This window comes from Prevotella corporis DSM 18810 = JCM 8529 (assembly GCF_000430525.1).
GTDB lineage: Bacteria > Bacteroidota > Bacteroidia > Bacteroidales > Bacteroidaceae > Prevotella > Prevotella corporis.
In genome coordinates, this window is the sequence record NZ_AUME01000001.1 from 40,434 (window position 1) to 56,032 (window position 15,599).

At 44.1% G+C, this 15,599-nt stretch carries 12 protein-coding genes and 3 tRNA genes; 10 read left to right on the forward strand and 5 right to left on the reverse strand.

Translation table 11 applies throughout. The features are described from left to right. Positions 1-11: 11 nt before the first annotated feature. The 8 genes from H515_RS0100165 to asnS all read left to right on the forward strand — a co-directional run bounded on the left by H515_RS0100165 (position 12) and on the right by asnS (position 8,833). On the forward strand, positions 12-302 hold the full coding sequence (locus H515_RS0100165) for a hypothetical protein (RefSeq protein WP_025875220.1): 291 nt from the start codon (positions 12-14) through the stop codon (positions 300-302). 1 nt (position 303) lies between these two features. Beyond that, positions 304-2,145 (forward strand): DNA mismatch repair endonuclease MutL, encoded by a 1,842-nt coding sequence (mutL, locus tag H515_RS0100170; RefSeq protein ID WP_025875218.1) that lies wholly within the window; start codon positions 304-306, stop codon positions 2,143-2,145. A gap of 524 nt (positions 2,146-2,669) precedes the next feature. Beyond that, a complete protein-coding gene (locus tag H515_RS0100175; RefSeq protein WP_025875216.1) occupies positions 2,670-3,824 on the forward strand; it encodes an OmpA family protein in 1,155 nt (384 codons plus the stop codon). Positions 3,825-3,966: 142 nt separating this feature from the next. Beyond that, positions 3,967-4,044 (forward strand) — tRNA-Val (locus H515_RS0100180). A gap of 48 nt (positions 4,045-4,092) precedes the next feature. Beyond that, a tRNA-Val gene (locus H515_RS0100185) sits at positions 4,093-4,167 on the forward strand. A 160-nt stretch (positions 4,168-4,327) separates the two neighbouring features. After that, positions 4,328-5,674 (forward strand): adenylosuccinate lyase, encoded by a 1,347-nt coding sequence (gene purB, locus H515_RS0100190; protein WP_025875214.1) that lies wholly within the window; start codon positions 4,328-4,330, stop codon positions 5,672-5,674. 133 nt (positions 5,675-5,807) lie between these two features. Beyond that, the gene (locus H515_RS0100195) at positions 5,808-7,325 is read left to right on the forward strand and encodes a pseudouridine synthase (RefSeq protein WP_028901415.1); all 1,518 of its coding nucleotides are present in this window, start codon (positions 5,808-5,810) and stop codon (positions 7,323-7,325) included. 116 nt (positions 7,326-7,441) lie between these two features. Continuing rightward, complete coding sequence (gene asnS / locus H515_RS0100200) at positions 7,442-8,833, forward strand: asparagine--tRNA ligase (protein WP_025875209.1); 1,392 nt, start codon at positions 7,442-7,444, stop codon at positions 8,831-8,833. A 185-nt stretch (positions 8,834-9,018) separates the two neighbouring features. On the opposite strand, the gene H515_RS0100205 is transcribed toward asnS, so the two are convergent. Beyond that, complete coding sequence (locus H515_RS0100205) at positions 9,019-10,122, reverse strand: HNH endonuclease family protein (protein WP_025875208.1); 1,104 nt, start codon at positions 10,120-10,122, stop codon at positions 9,019-9,021. A 71-nt stretch (positions 10,123-10,193) separates the two neighbouring features. Then, positions 10,194-11,165 (reverse strand): adenine-specific methyltransferase EcoRI family protein, encoded by a 972-nt coding sequence (locus tag H515_RS0100210; RefSeq protein ID WP_028901416.1) that lies wholly within the window; start codon positions 11,163-11,165, stop codon positions 10,194-10,196. Positions 11,166-12,042: 877 nt separating this feature from the next. Here H515_RS0100210 and H515_RS0100215 point away from each other — a divergent pair. Continuing rightward, a tRNA-Leu gene (locus tag H515_RS0100215) sits at positions 12,043-12,123 on the forward strand. 290 nt (positions 12,124-12,413) lie between these two features. Here H515_RS0100215 and H515_RS0100220 read toward each other — a convergent pair. Both H515_RS0100220 and H515_RS0100225 read right to left on the reverse strand, forming a co-directional pair. Continuing rightward, complete coding sequence (locus H515_RS0100220) at positions 12,414-12,836, reverse strand: HU family DNA-binding protein (protein ID WP_025875207.1); 423 nt, start codon at positions 12,834-12,836, stop codon at positions 12,414-12,416. Between the two features lie 234 nt (positions 12,837-13,070). Further along, on the reverse strand, positions 13,071-13,601 hold the full coding sequence (locus H515_RS0100225; RefSeq protein ID WP_025875205.1) for a methylated-DNA--[protein]-cysteine S-methyltransferase: 531 nt from the start codon (positions 13,599-13,601) through the stop codon (positions 13,071-13,073). Positions 13,602-14,003: 402 nt separating this feature from the next. Between H515_RS0100225 and H515_RS0100230 the strand changes: the two genes are divergently transcribed. Next, positions 14,004-14,402, forward strand: coding sequence for an FMN-binding protein (locus tag H515_RS0100230; RefSeq protein WP_025875204.1), 399 nt, complete (start codon positions 14,004-14,006; stop codon positions 14,400-14,402). A 177-nt stretch (positions 14,403-14,579) separates the two neighbouring features. On the opposite strand, the gene H515_RS0100235 is transcribed toward H515_RS0100230, so the two are convergent. Then, complete coding sequence (locus H515_RS0100235; RefSeq protein ID WP_025875203.1) at positions 14,580-15,587, reverse strand: aspartate-semialdehyde dehydrogenase; 1,008 nt, start codon at positions 15,585-15,587, stop codon at positions 14,580-14,582. Between the last annotated feature and the right edge of the window lie 12 nt (positions 15,588-15,599).

Consider the following 15,599-nt stretch of genomic DNA (forward strand, 5'->3'; position numbering starts at 1 on the left):
TATAATAAGGTATGAACTTTTTCAATCAACCAAAACCAAGGAAATTTCACCATGAGTTCATCTACGTGGATGAGAGAAGGGAGCGTTTGGAGCGATTGAAGGAAAATGCTGAATATGAGCTGGGTCGAATTGAGTCTGAGAAAATAGGTTCGAAGGTTGAAGGCGGAACCCGTGGAAGGGTAGTCCGCTTCAGAAGGATTAAAAGAAGTGCCGGTAATGAACGAATGTTGATAAGCGTCGGAGCAAGTGTTTTCCTTATTGTCTTGTTGGTATTTCTCTTGTTGAGTTTAATGGAGGTATAATATGAATGATGTGATACAACTCTTGCCCGATAGCGTCGCCAACCAAATAGCTGCAGGCGAGGTGATTCAGCGTCCAGCTTCCGTCGTGAAGGAGCTGATGGAAAATGCCGTTGATGCAGGTGCTACGACTGTCAATGTTTTGGTTGTTGACGCAGGCAGGACATCCATTCAGGTCGTTGATGATGGTAAGGGCATGTCTGAGACTGATGCCCGACTGGCTTTTGAGCGGCATGCCACTTCCAAGATTAAGAAGGCCGAGGACCTGTTCTCTTTGCACACAATGGGATTCCGTGGAGAAGCATTGGCTTCCATCGCTGCCGTTGCACAAATAGAGTTGAGAACCCGACAGCAAGGGGAGGAAATAGGAACGTTGCTAACGATGGCTGGAAGCCGGTTCACAGGACAAGAGGCTTGTTCATGTCCGGTAGGAAGTAATTTTAAAATAGAGAATCTCTTTTTCAACATTCCAGCCCGCCGGAAGTTCCTGAAGTCAAATACGACGGAATTGAACAATATCATCACTGCTTTCGAACGTATTGTATTGGTCTATCCGCAATTATCGTTCACCCTGCATAGCAACGGAGTTGAGATAATGTCATTGAAGGCAAGCAATTTTCGTCAGCGTATTGTGGATGTGTTTGGAAAACGGGTCAATCAGGATTTACTATCTGTTGAGGTTGACACGACACTCTGCAAGATTCATGGATTTGTTGGGAAGCCGGAGTCTTCTAAGAAAAAAGGTGCTCTACAGTATTTCTTTGTAAATGACAGGTATATGAAGCATCCTTATTTCAATAAGGCTGTTGCCAATGCGTTCGAACGACTATTGCCTGCCGGTGAGCAGATTCCTTATTTCCTTTATTTTAATGTTCCAGCAGAGAATATTGATGTCAATATACATCCAACGAAGACAGAGATAAAGTTTGAAAATGAGCAAGCCATTTGGCAGATACTCATGGCAGGAGTGAAAGAAGCCCTGGGGAAGTTCAATGATATTCCATCCATAGATTTTGACACAGAGGGCAAACCTGATATTCCTGTGTTCAATCCAACCGCTGGTGCATTAGCGCCCAAACTGAACTATAATCCACAGTATAATCCTTTTAAAGAGGCAAACAACTCTTCCCTAACAACCAATGAATGGGAAAAGCTCTATTCGGGGCTGACTGAGGGCGGCATTTCGCCAGACATAGTGGACACTGTTCCAAAGGAGGAACAGATATTTTCCAGTAATGAAAGATTTGGAAACGTCACATCCACCATCATTGAGGATAAATCCCCCGTGCATTATCAGTACAAAGGCTGTTATATAATGACTGCGGTTAAGTCAGGGTTGATGGTCATAGACCAGCACCGTGCGCATATACGGGTTCTCTACGAGGCATATCTCTGTCAGATAAAGGAGCATAAGGCGCATACTCAGAAACTTCTTTTCCCAGAGATGATAAATTTATCAGCTAACGACTCTATATTATTGGAGGAAGTACTTCCTGAGATGCAGATGATGGGCTTCGACTTAAACGATATGGGTGGTGGCAGTTATGTTGTCAATGGCATTCCCTCCGGTATCGAGGGACTTGGTATCGAGAGTTTGATTACGGACATGTTGTCATCAGTGAAAGAGAACAATTTGCACGTTGGTGAAGATATGAATAAATCACTTGCTCTTAGTTTGGCGCGAAATGCAGCAATTCCGCAAGGACAAGTGTTGAATAACGAGGAAATGGAGAATTTGGTAAATGAACTATTTCTTTGTAGTAATGTCAATTACACACCAGATGGGAAACTTGTAATAGCTATAATTCAGCAGTCGGAAATCGAACATTTATTCAACAAAAACTGATTTATGTCATTGTATTCCTAATTTTTAGCAAACGTGTCATAAATATTTTTTCGGAAACTCACGAAACATCGTATAAATCATAAGACTTAACGTGTTTTCTTTCTAATCGTATATGGCAAATACCTACCCAATTCGTATTCAGATGGGGGTAAACAGACGCTTGATAGTGAACATTCGACCTGACCGATACCATGGAATTACATTACAAAAACCGTGTTGGGAGAAAATATTGTAACTTGCTGATAGTCAAAGCTATATTAGTTGAGGCTTGAAAGCTTAGCTTTTGTGTTCCGTTACATGACCTTTTGCAGTGCAAAAGATAAGCTTTTAGAAAGTGAGAGCTAAGTTTTGGTGTGGATGAATGAAGACATATTTCGGACACTATTAAATTCGTCGCTAAAAAATGACTTTTTTTTTCTGAAATTTTATGTCATTTAAAATTAATTATTATCTTTGCCAATGATTTAAAGAATGAACTTACTAATTACTAGTATTTATTTTTGATTGTTTAATAAATAAAGGTTATGAAAAAATTATTAATGGTTTTGGCATTTGCTGGCGCATCAGTGGCTGGCTTTGCACAGAACGACGTACCTACTGAGAAGTACAGTGTCGCTACAAACTCATTCTGGAGCAATTGGTTTATTCAGGTTGGTGCTGAATGGAATGCTTGGTATTCCGGCCAGGAGCATGGTCTTGATTTGGACAGAAGTCCATTAAAGAGCTTCCGCGCAAAACCAGGTGTTGGTGTAGCTTTAGGAAAATGGTTTACTCCTGGAATCGGTCTTCGTACAAAATTCCAAGGTGTTTGGGGTAAACGTGTTGGCGATGTGAATACAAAAGCGTATGATATCGACAACAAGTATTGGTTGCTCCAAGAGCAGATTATGTTCAATCTCAGCAACATGATTTGTGGTTATAACGAAAGCCGTGTTTGGAACATTATTCCTTTCATTGGTGGTGGCGTCGGCCGTTCCATGAGTCGTGATTTCTACGGTATGGGTCTTAGTGCGGGTGTTCAGTCTTCATGGCGTTTGAGCAAGGCACTCCGTGTATATCTTGAGGCTGGCTGGAACCGCTTTGAAGGCGATGTTGATGGCTATGATCAATATTTTGGTAACCGTGGTTGGGATTCTCACGACAACAACGTGTATGCTGAAATCGGTTTGAACTTCAACCTTGGCAAGGCTACATGGGATAAGGTGCCAGACATCGAGGCTATCAATGCACAGCATCAGTCAGCTCTTGACGCTTTGAATGCACGTCTCCGTGATGCAGAAGCTGAAAATGCTCGCCTCCGTGATGAACTTGCAAATCAGAAGCCAGTTGAGACTATAAACGAGTCTGTGAAGGAATTGATCAACACTCCTATTTCTGTGTTCTTCAACCTCAACAAGACAAACATTGCTTCTCGGAAGGACCTCGTAAATGTGCAGGCTCTTGCTAAGTATGCTGTTGACAATAACAACAATCTTCTTGTAACTGGTTATGCAGATAGCGCAACTGGTAAGGCAGACCACAACCAGTGGTTGTCTGAAGAGCGTGCTAAGACCGTAGCAGGTGAACTTGAAAAGATGGGTGTTCAGTCAAGCAAGATTACAACCGTTGGCAAGGGTGGTGTTGACATATTGTCACCAATCTCTTTCAACCGTCGTGCAACTGTTCAGATTACAGACTAATCTCAGAATTGTACAGAGTTAGTATATTCTCAGGGTGCTTATCCAAAAGGGTAAGCACCTCCTTTTTTATTTGAAAAAAGTAAAGGAAAATTTGGAGGATAAATAAAATATATCTATCTTTGCACTCGCTTACTAAAAGTAAGGGCGTTTAGCTCAGCTGGTTTAGAGCATCTGCCTTACAAGCAGAGGGTCGGCGGTTCGAATCCGTCAACGCCCACCAAGGGGTGTTTCCCTGTACTCTTTCGAGGGATGCAGGGATTTTTTTAGAGGGCGTTTAGCTCAGCTGGTTTAGAGCATCTGCCTTACAAGCAGAGGGTCGGCGGTTCGAATCCGTCAACGCCCACGGCCTACAGATAGAGGAACTTGCAACTAATTGTTGTGAGTTTTTTTATTTGTAGTCTCTATTAGTTATATTTACGAAATATTATCTGAATAATTGCGATGCTTTGGATATAAATTCTTAAATTTGCAACCTTATATATTATTTATAATATGCTATTGTTATGATTCTTGATGAATTGACAGCTGTGTCGCCAGTTGATGGCCGCTATAGAGGAAAAACTGAGAAGTTGGCAAGCTATTTTTCCGAATTTGCACTTATTCGTTATCGAGTACGTGTAGAGATTGAGTATTTTATTAGCCTTTGTGAATTACCTTTACCGCAATTAAAGGGGATTGATCCGTCTCTGTTCAACAAATTGCGTAAGATTTATGAGGACTTCTCTGAATCTCAAGCTCAGCGTGTCAAGGATATTGAGAAAGTGACCAACCACGATGTAAAAGCCGTTGAATATTTTATTAAGGAAGAATTGGATAAACTGGGCTCCTTCGATGCCTATAAGGAATTTATCCATTTTGGGCTGACCTCACAGGATATCAATAATACCAGTGTGCCATTGTCAGTCAAAGAAGCGCTTAGCGAGGTGTTCGTACCTCAGGTGGAAGAACTCATTGCTCAACTGGAAAAGTATGCTTCCGAATGGAAAGATGTCCCAATGTTGGCCAAAACACATGGACAGCCTGCATCTCCGACTCGTTTGGGCAAAGAAATAAAAGTTTTTGCTTATCGTTTGAGAGAGCAACTTCACTTGTTGAACAATTGTAAGCATACAGCGAAATTTGGCGGTGCCACAGGAAACTACAATGCTCATCATGTAGCTTATCCTCAATACGATTGGAAGGCATTTGGCGATAAGTTCGTCAGCGAAAAGCTTGGATTGGAACGCGAGCAGTGGACAACACAAATCAGCAATTACGATCATTTAGGTTCCATTTTTGATGCTATCCGCCGTATCAACACGATTATCATTGATTTGGATCGCGACATTTGGATGTATATATCAATGGACTATTTCAAGCAAAAAATCAAAGCTGGCGAGGTTGGATCGAGTGCCATGCCACATAAAGTCAATCCGATAGATTTCGAGAATAGCGAGGGCAACTTAGGCATCGCCAACGCTCTCTTGCAATTCCTCGCACAGAAACTTCCCGTCAGCCGTTTGCAACGCGATTTGACCGACTCTACTGTCTTGCGAAATGTGGGAATGCCGATAGGGCACAGCATCATCGCCATGCAGAGTACGTTGAAAGGACTGGGAAAATTGATATTGAATCCCAGTAAGTTGAACCAGGACTTGGAAAACATCTGGGCAGTTGTGGCCGAAGCCATACAGACCATTCTTCGTCGTGAGGCTTATCCAAACCCTTATGAGGCTCTGAAAGCACTGACGCGAACCAACGAGCGCATGACGGAGGAGAGCATTCATCAGTTCATTCAAGGTTTGAACGTGAATGAGGAGGTGAAGAAAGAACTCTTGGCCATCACACCGCAAAATTACACTGGACTATAATTAAAAAATAGACACCAAAATATTGAATGTTGAGAAGAAAAACCATAAAGATAAAATTTAAAAACAAGATCAATTAAACAGATATTAAAGAACAGCCGTGAGGCTAAGTGTAAAATTTAAAGAATTAACAACTATGGCAGATTTATTAGAAAACAATGAGAGCCAGTCGAATCAAACTGAAGCAAACCGCGAAGGCTATTCATCTGAAGAACAGACAGGTTTCGAGAGAGAGTATCGGAGTGTAGGACATTCTCCGCGTCCTCGAATCCATACACAACGTGCTTATGGAAGCGAGCAAAACAACAATGAAGAAGGCGGTTTCCGTCCTGAGGGCTTTGGAGTTAACTTAGGAAGCAACGCTGGTGGCGAACGCCAAGGTGGATATCGTCCACGCACCAACAAAAACTATAATAGTGGTGGCTATCAGCCTCGTCAAGGTGGCTATCAGAGTCGTCCACAACAAGGTGGCTACCGCCCACGCTATAACAATAACGGAGAAGGAGGCGGTTATCAGCCCCGTCAAGGTGGTTATCAGAACAATGCTTACCAAAACCGTTCGCAGCAAGGTGGTTATCGTCCACGCTATAATCAAATGGGTGAGGGCGAAGAATACCAGTCAACAGGCTATCAGAATCGTGGCGGCTACGAAAACCGAGGAGGCTACAACTACAACCGTGGCGGTTATCAGGGCCGTGGCGGTTACAACAATAATCGCGGCGGTTACAACAACAATCGTGGTGGCTACAATAACAATCGAGGTGGCTACAACAATAACCGTGGCGGATATAACAACAATCGTGGCGGTTACAATAATAACCGTGGTGGTTACGGACAGCCAGGTGGCTATCGTCAGCGCAGTGCTGATTACGATCCAAATGCAAAATATTCGTTCAAGAAACGTATTGAATACAAGGAAGAGAATATCGATCCTAACGAGCCATTGCGCTTGAACAAATATTTAGCAAATGCAGGTGTGTGTTCACGTCGCGAGGCCGATGAGTTCATCCAGGCTGGTGCAGTAACCGTCAATGGCGAAGTTGTGACAGAATTGGGATCCAAGGTTTTGCGCGCCGATGAGGTTAAGTTCAAGGGTGAAGTCGTGTCTTTGGAGAAGAAAGTCTATGTTCTTTTGAACAAACCAAAGGACTACGTGACGACAAGCGATGATCCTCAACAGCGCAAGACGGTCATGGACCTCGTGAAGGGGGCTTGCCCTGAGCGCATCTATCCTGTAGGTCGTCTTGACCGCAATACGACGGGTGTACTTCTCTTTACTAACGATGGTGACCTTGCCAGCAAGCTCACTCACCCCAAGTTCTTGAAAAAGAAAGTCTATCATGTTTTCCTCGACAAGCCTGTTGCTCCTCAAACCCTTCAGCAGATTTCAGATGGTATCGAGTTGGAGGATGGCGAAGTGAAAGCCGATGCTATCGAATATGCTGACGAGCGCGACCAAAGTCAGGTGGGAATCGAAATCCACAGCGGTAAGAATCGTATCGTTCGCCGTATTTTCGAGAGCTTAGGCTATCGTGTTGTCAAACTCGATCGAGTACAGTTTGCTGGTCTTACAAAGAAAAATCTCCGTCGTGGCGATTGGCGTTTCCTCACCGAGCAGGAAGTCGAGATGCTTCGTATGGGAGCTTTCGAGTAAGTTAGATTTCCCCGCCTCTTAAACGAGTGGGGGAACACTCTTTAGACGTACAATTATAGCCCAACCTGATTTAGTCCCTTATCGAGGGGTGTGGTGGGTTCATTAAATATTTAAGAATGAAAAGAACAAAAGTCGTCGATGCATTGAGTTGCACCGACTATGGAAAAGATATCAATGTAAAAGGTTGGGTACGTTCCCACCGTAGTAGTAAGGCTGTCGATTTCATTGCTTTGAACGACGGTTCTACGATTAAAAATATTCAGGTGGTTGTCAATCCATCATCAATGGATGCCGAGCAGCTGAAGAGCATCACGACGGGTGCTTGTATTAGCGTGACGGGAGTTTTGGTAGAGAGTCAGGGCAAGGGTCAGACGTCTGAAGTTCAGTGCAAGGAAATAGTAATCTACGGACTGTGTCCGAGCGACTACCCTATGCAGAAGAAAGGCCAGAGCTTCGAGTATATGCGTAAGTACGGGCATATGCGTCTGCGCACCAATACTTTCGGTGCTGTGTTCCGCATTCGCCACAATATGGCAATAGCCATCCATCGCTATTTCCACGAACACGGATTCTACTACTTCCACAGTCCGTTGATTACGGGTAGCGACTGTGAAGGTGCCGGCAACATGTTCCAGGTAACCACTCTTGACTTGGATAGAGTAGCCAAATCGGGCGAGGTTGACTACAGCAGCGACTTCTTCGGTAAGAAGACCCATCTCACCGTCTCTGGTCAGTTGGAGGGCGAGTTGGGTGCTACTTCTCTTGGAGCGATTTACACATTTGGCCCTACTTTCCGTGCCGAGAACTCCAACACTCCCCGCCACTTGGCAGAGTTTTGGATGATTGAACCTGAGGTGGCATTCATCGACCAGCAAGAGTTGATGGACTTGGAAGAAGATTTCATCAAATATTGTGTTCGCTGGGCTTTGGAGAATTGCAAGGACGACCTTGAATTCCTCAATCAGATGATTGACAAGGAACTCATTTCACGTCTGGAGGGTGTGCTGAAGGAAACGTTCGTTCGTCTGACATACACCGAAGGTTTCGAGATTCTCAAGAAAGCGCAAGAAGATGGTGTCAAGTTCGAGTTCCCCGTGTCAGAATGGGGTATGGACCTCAGCAGCGAACACGAGCGTTATCTTGTTGAGCAACACTTCAAGCGTCCAGTCATCATGACCGACTATCCAAAGGAAATCAAGTCATTCTACATGAAGAAGAATGCCGACGACAAGACAATGCAGGGAACCGACGTGCTCTTCCCACGCATTGGTGAAATCATTGGCGGATCGGTTCGTGAGGAAAGCTATGAGAAACTGCTCGACGAGATTCATGCGCGTGGCATGAAAGAGGAGGTTTATGATTGGTATCTAGATACCCGCAAGTATGGAACGTGTCCTCATGGCGGTTTCGGTCTTGGCTTCGAGCGTCTGATTCTCTTCGTTACGGGTATGCAGAACATTCGCGATGTGATACCATTTGCGCGCACACCGAAGAACGCAGAGTTCTAACTGACGTGCAAACAATGCATCAAAACAAATATAAAAAGGCTGCAAATAATATAGATTTGCAGCCTTTTTCCGTATCTTTCTTTATAAAGGCAATGCGATATTCATCGGAAAATAATGTTTCCTGTAGAATCTAATTGACAGATTTGTCTTCAAGCTGTGTTGATGCCATCTGCCCCACGTTAGTTTTACTTGCCCGACTTCGTACGATTGCATTTCATGCAAAGCATCTGACAATTCTCCTTTTCGGTCTTTCCGCCTTTATGCCAGGGTATTATGTGGTCGGCTTCCATGTCTTTTATATCGAAATGTTTACCACAAATAGGACAAATTCCTTCTTGTTCTTCATATACTTCTCGGCTGATGCGGTTGTCGAAGGCTCGAATATTCAAATACTTTTCGTTGCGCGTCAGCACATATTCGTAAATGCCTTTTTTGTTTTGCACCTCATCGTCTGTCATGAGTTGAGCCACCTCTGCCTCCAGCTTTTTAGTGTCTAACGCTTGTTTTCCAAACTCGTTGTAAAGCAATCCCCATGGCAATCCTTTCATCTCACGGCGATAGGTGGGAAAGATGGTTTCCACCCAGTTGATGACCTGTGTGAAATAGAGCCACAATTCGTTGGCGTTGCTATCGTGTTGGTGGTCTGCCATGTATTGACGTACCTTTTCATCGGTTGTTCCTTTGGCATCATTGTTTATCCACGATAGGGCCAGTTCCAGTATTTCTTGCCGTATGGCGATACCCTTTACATACTTCTCGCCCAACCCCATTGCCGGGCAACCCGTTTTGGAGAAGTGGCGTTTGGCGTCGGTGAGCCATTCGCCTGTATAGACAGCATTGCGCAATTCCTGATCGAATAGCTTTTCGCCGGCAATATTAATGGTTTTAAACCACTCCAACTTTTCACTATCGCTGCCCTCACAGAAATAAACCATCAGCTCGTAGTTCAGGATTTGTGCTTGCTGGTCGTCGGTTAGAGAGTGAAAATATTGTTCCTTTATGGAGAAATCGCCAATCAGGTATTGACAAATGCTGAGTGTTCGTTGCTGTCCGTCTAACACTTCAAAACCTCCATCGTCCTTTTTCACCCAATACATCACGTTTAATGGGAATCCTTTCCTCACCGTATCTATTACGGCATTGCGCTGTTCGTCCTTGTAAACAAACTCTCGCTGATATTTGGGGCGCACGTCAAGTAGTCCTCCGTATGCCACTACACCCTCTTCGGCATCGTCTTTATATCCTTGAAAAAGGTCTTTCAGCTTGATAGGTTTTAATTCTATTTTCATAATTACTTACTATATAAAGCTTTCTATATATACTCTAATATTTCATATCCTTCGTTGGTCAACAACAATAGTTATAGAGTCTTCTTTTTAATTAATATTCTGAAGTATGGTTGTACTTTCTTCCCATCTAAATCAGTATAAACCAAATCTCTCTCATCGTTACCTTTCCTAAATTTAATTATTTCAAACTGCTTAGGGTTGTACTTATCCATAAAAGTTATTGGAACGCCCATTACTCCTTCATAATCCACCGGAATTTCCTTTACCTTATCCACGTTGATGGCATCGTAATTATCATATTTCGGATAATCTTCGGGTGTATAACGCTTATACAAAATCAGTTCTTCATGACGCTTTTGAATATCAAGATTAGTAAACCAACAAACATTCCCAAGGCTTCTCCATTTCTGTCCTGTGTCATCAATCCAAAACCTCGTTGCTCTCGGTTCAAAATAGTCGGGTACTTTAAATCCCATATCTCCGAAACCATAGCCTATCCACATTTCATTGCACTTAAGATATGGAAAAATCTCTTTGTAGGTAATGGCATTCTGGTTGCCAATGATAACAAACTTCTTTTCATATTCCATTAGCTGCGCCACATAGTCACGGAACAAAGAAAAGGGAGGATTGGTCACGACGATGTCGGCTTGTTTTAATAATTCAATGCACTCCTTGCTTCGGAAATCTCCGTCGCCTTTTAAGGGCATCACTTCTATTTCCATATCGTCAACAATGCGATTGCCGTTTTTATCGCCCTCGTAAATGATATATACTGCCTGTTCAGACTTGTTTTGTGAGAAAAGATTAGGTTCTTGATTCTTGTAACAAGTAGCTATCACACGTTTCAACTCCAATTGCTCGAAGTTCAGAGCAAAGTATTTAAAGAAGTTGCTCACTCGTGGGTCGTCGCAATTACAAAGCACGGTTTTTCCTTTGAAGTGTTCTTTGTAGTGTTTCAACTCCCGTTCTATGTCGCCTAATTGCGTGTAGAACTCATCGTTCTTAGCCTTTTTTGCTAAGGTTAAGGTTTTATTCGCCATAGTAAAAGTTACTTTGAACGAATACTGAATTATTACAACAAAACGAGGAACGACCAAATACGAAAGAACGTGGACGCTAACTCATCCACGTTCTGAGGTACTTGGCCGAACCCACAATCACAGATAAGTCAAACGCCCACGCATATTGCGCAGACATTTGCAACTTATTCTCGTGATTGTTCTTTCTACGGCCAAGTTTCCAGAACGTTTATAGAATAAACAGCAAACGCTTTTTATTTATTACCAACAAAAATCTGAGTATTGGCGAACGTTTGGATTACTCTTCGGTTGCTTCTACTCATTTGCAAACTTACATATTTTATTTCAAATCGTAAAACGTTTTCCGAATAAAAACATCGTTGTTGCCGGCTAATGCCTACATTAGGCTAACTTACAACCTGTTTATCAACCGCAAAATCGCTCTTGGTTGATATCATGGAGAAATCGATTGCAGACAGTTTTCTTAGTTATCGCAACGTGATAGCTGACCTTTCGGCGGGCGTTTGGTGACCTTTCGAGAGGTAAAAGCTGACCTTTTGAAAGCCTATTAGTATTATGTTGATTATCAATAGCTTACAAAGCTATTAAACAATCCTGAAAAAAAGAATATACTTTTTCACCAAAACGATTATACTTTTTTACTAAAACGATTATACTTTTTTATCGAAACGGTTATTCGTTTTGCCGAAACGGTTATATGTTTATGGTGTGTTTTGCCATTATCTGGTTGTGAAAATGCAGTCTATTTGAAAGATTTGGAATCAAGACAGAATCCTGCAAAATGGCACATTAGGGCAGGGCTCTTGGTGTAGAACATCGATTTGGCTTAAAAAAACTTGGTGTTTTGTAATAATTGCACTATCTTTGCAGCCATAAAGCGCCTGTGGCGGAATTGGTAGACGCGCTAGACTTAGGATCTAGTGTTTATGACGTGCAGGTTCGATTCCTGTCAGGCGCACTTTTATTCCTGTGAAAGTACTCCACTTCTGATTAACAAGAGCAAAACCAAGGATGGGCCATCAACCTTGGAATGACGGTCGAGTACAGGCCGAACGACCTGTTGTCAGCATTCTACAACCACAATATCTATCTGCCGGGATTCCTTAACCAGTCAGAGACGTTGCCCGAAACCAACATGTTTGGAAAGGTGACGACGCTCAATGCTATCAACTTCGGATTGATGAACCACTTTGATATTATCGCCAAGCACGAGTCATCTCAAAGCATTGGCAGCACCGTCGGGCAGCGTTATTCGTCGTCGTCAGGGTCAGCCCACACCACCTGTACACCCGACGCAAAGTCCTGTTTGCTCTTTCGTGTGGCGGGATCGCGACGACTCGCAGGAAGGAACTTGCATTTGATGCCCGTAATATTTTTTTTGATGTCGAAATCCTCCTTGTTCTCCACGGGCTCACTCTCGACAGTTAAGTGAAAGCGTCCCAAACCATCCAACACCACCGTGTTGCCCAAGCTAAGGCTGTAGCTGATCTCATCTACCAAGGCCATGATGATGCCTGTCACCTCGCCGCGCGTGAAGGTCGTGTTCTCCTGAATGGACTCTGCCAGATCGTTGGTCGATGTGACGCCGTTGCTAACCACCCGTGCGTGCCATTTTCCACCACGGTTTTTCTCTTTGAACTTGCTCTGTTGCAAGCGAATGCTGAGTGCCATATTTTAAAATATTAATGTTCGACTTTCTTTTTCTATTGCAAATATACATATTTATATGATATTTTCAAACCATAATATAATTTATTTTATATTATTATTTAATCTATATCAAACAAAATCAACTCGAAATGCAAAATGTTCGGTCGTCAATATATAAAAATACAAAATAGTTTGACTCTGCTTTTCACCGACCGAGTCAGTCAAAATGTGGCGAACGGCACACGAGGGGGTTACTCACCACTCGGTTTCGGCTGGGGAAAGCAGCTGCGTAGGGTAGGCACCTTCCAGCCTTAGCAATGCGATTTTCCTGTCGATGCCGCCAGCATAGCCCGTCAGACTTCCGTTGCTGCCCACGACCCGATGACAGGGAATTATCAGCGATATGGGATTGTGTCCCACTGCGCCCCCGATGGCCTGTGCCGACATGTGGTTCAGTCCGTGAGAGAGGGCATATTGCCTGCCGATGGCACGATAAGTGAGTGTGGTGCCATAAGGAATCTGCAAAAGAATGTTCCAGACCTCGCGACGGAAAGTCGTGCCGCAAGGGTTCAGTTTTGGTGTGAAGTCGGGCTTTCGGCCTTGAAAATAGATTTCCAACCATCGTTTCGCCTCATCGAAAATCGGCAGTCGCCGTTCCTGTAACTGTGTTCCCAATGTCGATGCAAAGTATTTCTGCCCGGCAAACCACAGTCCAGTCAGCGCTTCGCCGTCGCTGGCCATCGTAATGCTGCCCAAAGGAGAGTCAGTCTGTTGCGTGTATTGTATCTTTTCCATCATTCTTTCTTCCTGTTATGGAAAGGTTCTATAAATTAGTCCTATCGGATTTTGACCTTGTTTTCAGATGACTGATTGTCAGTAGGTGAGGGTGCACGGCGGAATTTACAGCAGAACGCACTTGCATTTTGAAGCGGAGGGAAAATAACGGGTGATAAGGCGCAATCCGTTTCCGATGCGCTATCATTTCGGTGGTGATTTTTGAAACCCGCTCTCTTCTGTCTTCAGCCTATGGTCGCTGGTCAAGAATACCGTAATCGCTGCAACAAATATATAGATTCTTCCATGAATAAGCGGTTATTACATATTAAAAAAATCAAAAACATCGGCTGTTTCGTTATTCTTTTGCTATCTTTGACGACTAAAATTGTAACTTAGAAAGAACGAAAAACAATGATGATGCGAAAGATAGCACTGTTGACATCTGTCGTTTTCATGGCTGCTGGCATGTGTTTTGCAGCTGTGGGAAAAGGAAAGGTGATGGTTAAGAAGTCCGACGGTACGTATGTGGTCAATACAACTACCCTTGCCCCGTCAGTTCGTGGGTTTAGGGGCGCCACTCCGCTGGAGGTGTCCATCAGAAACAATAAGGTCGTGGGTGTGAAGGCCTTGCCCAATAGCGAGACGCCCAAGTATTTCTCGTTGGTCAATACCAAGCTTATGCCCAAGTTCGTTGGCTTACGGTTGAACAAGGTGGCATCGGTCGATGGTGTTTCGGGGGCCACATTCTCCTCAAAGGCTGTCAAGGCCAATGTTGAGGCTGCCGTGAAATACTATAAGACCCACCGATAGGGCTGGAGAACGAAAAGGCAAATTGGAGTTGGCAGTGAGCGAATAGTAATCTCCCCTTGAGTATTCAGGGTGCGGCTTCTGCACTTCTGACGTGAAATCTGTCAGCCAAACAAAAAAAACTCGCACCCCAAGGGATTGCGAGTTCTTCAGTTTAAGCCTTTCGGTATTGAAAGACCGTTATTTCTTCACTTTGATAAGGTATTCCGCAATCTGAACAGCGTTCAGCGCAGCGCCCTTGCGAATCTGGTCGCCGGTGAGCCAGAGCGTGTTGCTGTTGTCGTCTGCCAAATCCTTGCGTACACGTCCGACGTAGATGTCGTCGTGTCCTGCGCTTTCAAGAGGCATCGGATAGACGTAATTTTGCGGGTCGTCAACGAGCGTTATGCCAGGCGCAGTCGCCAATGCCTTGCGGATGGCCTCGACAGAGATGGGCTCCTCGGTCTCGAACCACACCGACTCCGAATGACTGCGGAGCGACGACACGCGGACGCATGTAGCACTGGTGCGTACATCTGAGTGCATGATCTTCTGAGTCTCATGAAACATCTTCATTTCCTCCTTCGTATAGTCAGTCTCGGTCATCTTGTCGATTTGCGGAATGACATTGTAAGCCAGCTGATGGGGGAATTTCTCAATGGTCCTCACTTCGCCGTATTCCACCAATTCCTTGTATTGCTGTTGGAGTTCCATCATCGCTGCCGCACCCGCACCAGAGGCGCTCTGATAGCTGCTCACGTGTATTTTCTTGATGTGACTGAGCTTTTCAATCGGATTCAACACCACTACCATCATAATAGTCGTACAGTTGGGGTTGGCAATAATGCCCCGCGGATGGTTCAAAGCATCCTCAGGATTGATTTCTGGAACAACCAACGGCACGTCCTTGTCCATGCGGAACTGGCTGGAATTGTCGATCATCACGCATCCATGCTTGGTAATCGTCTCTGCAAACTCGGCCGATGTGCCACCGCCAGCACTGGTAAAAGCGATATCTACGTCCTTGAAGTCGTCGTTGTGCTGGAGAAGTCGTACTTCGTATTCTTTTCCTTTGAATGTATATTTTCTGCCAGCCGAGCGGCTTGAACCAAAGAGTACAAGCTCGTCGAGTGGAAATTTTCTCTCTTCCAATATGCGGAGGAACTCTTGTCCCACAGCTCCGCTTGCTCCAACTATTGCTACTTTCATTATCCTAATTCT

Coding starts and splice junctions, on each gene's coding strand:
- H515_RS0100165 (WP_025875220.1), top strand. CDS start 12: ATGAACTTTTTCAATCAACCAAAACCAAGGAAATTTCACCATGAGTTC.
- mutL (WP_025875218.1), top strand. CDS start 304: ATGAATGATGTGATACAACTCTTGCCCGATAGCGTCGCCAACCAAATA.
- H515_RS0100175 (WP_025875216.1), top strand. CDS start 2,670: ATGAAAAAATTATTAATGGTTTTGGCATTTGCTGGCGCATCAGTGGCT.
- purB (WP_025875214.1), top strand. CDS start 4,328: ATGATTCTTGATGAATTGACAGCTGTGTCGCCAGTTGATGGCCGCTAT.
- H515_RS0100195 (WP_028901415.1), top strand. CDS start 5,808: ATGGCAGATTTATTAGAAAACAATGAGAGCCAGTCGAATCAAACTGAA.
- asnS (WP_025875209.1), top strand. CDS start 7,442: ATGAAAAGAACAAAAGTCGTCGATGCATTGAGTTGCACCGACTATGGA.
- H515_RS0100205 (WP_025875208.1), bottom strand. CDS start 10,122: ATGAAAATAGAATTAAAACCTATCAAGCTGAAAGACCTTTTTCAAGGA.
- H515_RS0100210 (WP_028901416.1), bottom strand. CDS start 11,165: ATGGCGAATAAAACCTTAACCTTAGCAAAAAAGGCTAAGAACGATGAG.
- H515_RS0100220 (WP_025875207.1), bottom strand. CDS start 12,836: ATGGCACTCAGCATTCGCTTGCAACAGAGCAAGTTCAAAGAGAAAAAC.
- H515_RS0100230 (WP_025875204.1), top strand. CDS start 14,004: ATGATGATGCGAAAGATAGCACTGTTGACATCTGTCGTTTTCATGGCT.
- H515_RS0100235 (WP_025875203.1), bottom strand. CDS start 15,587: ATGAAAGTAGCAATAGTTGGAGCAAGCGGAGCTGTGGGACAAGAGTTC.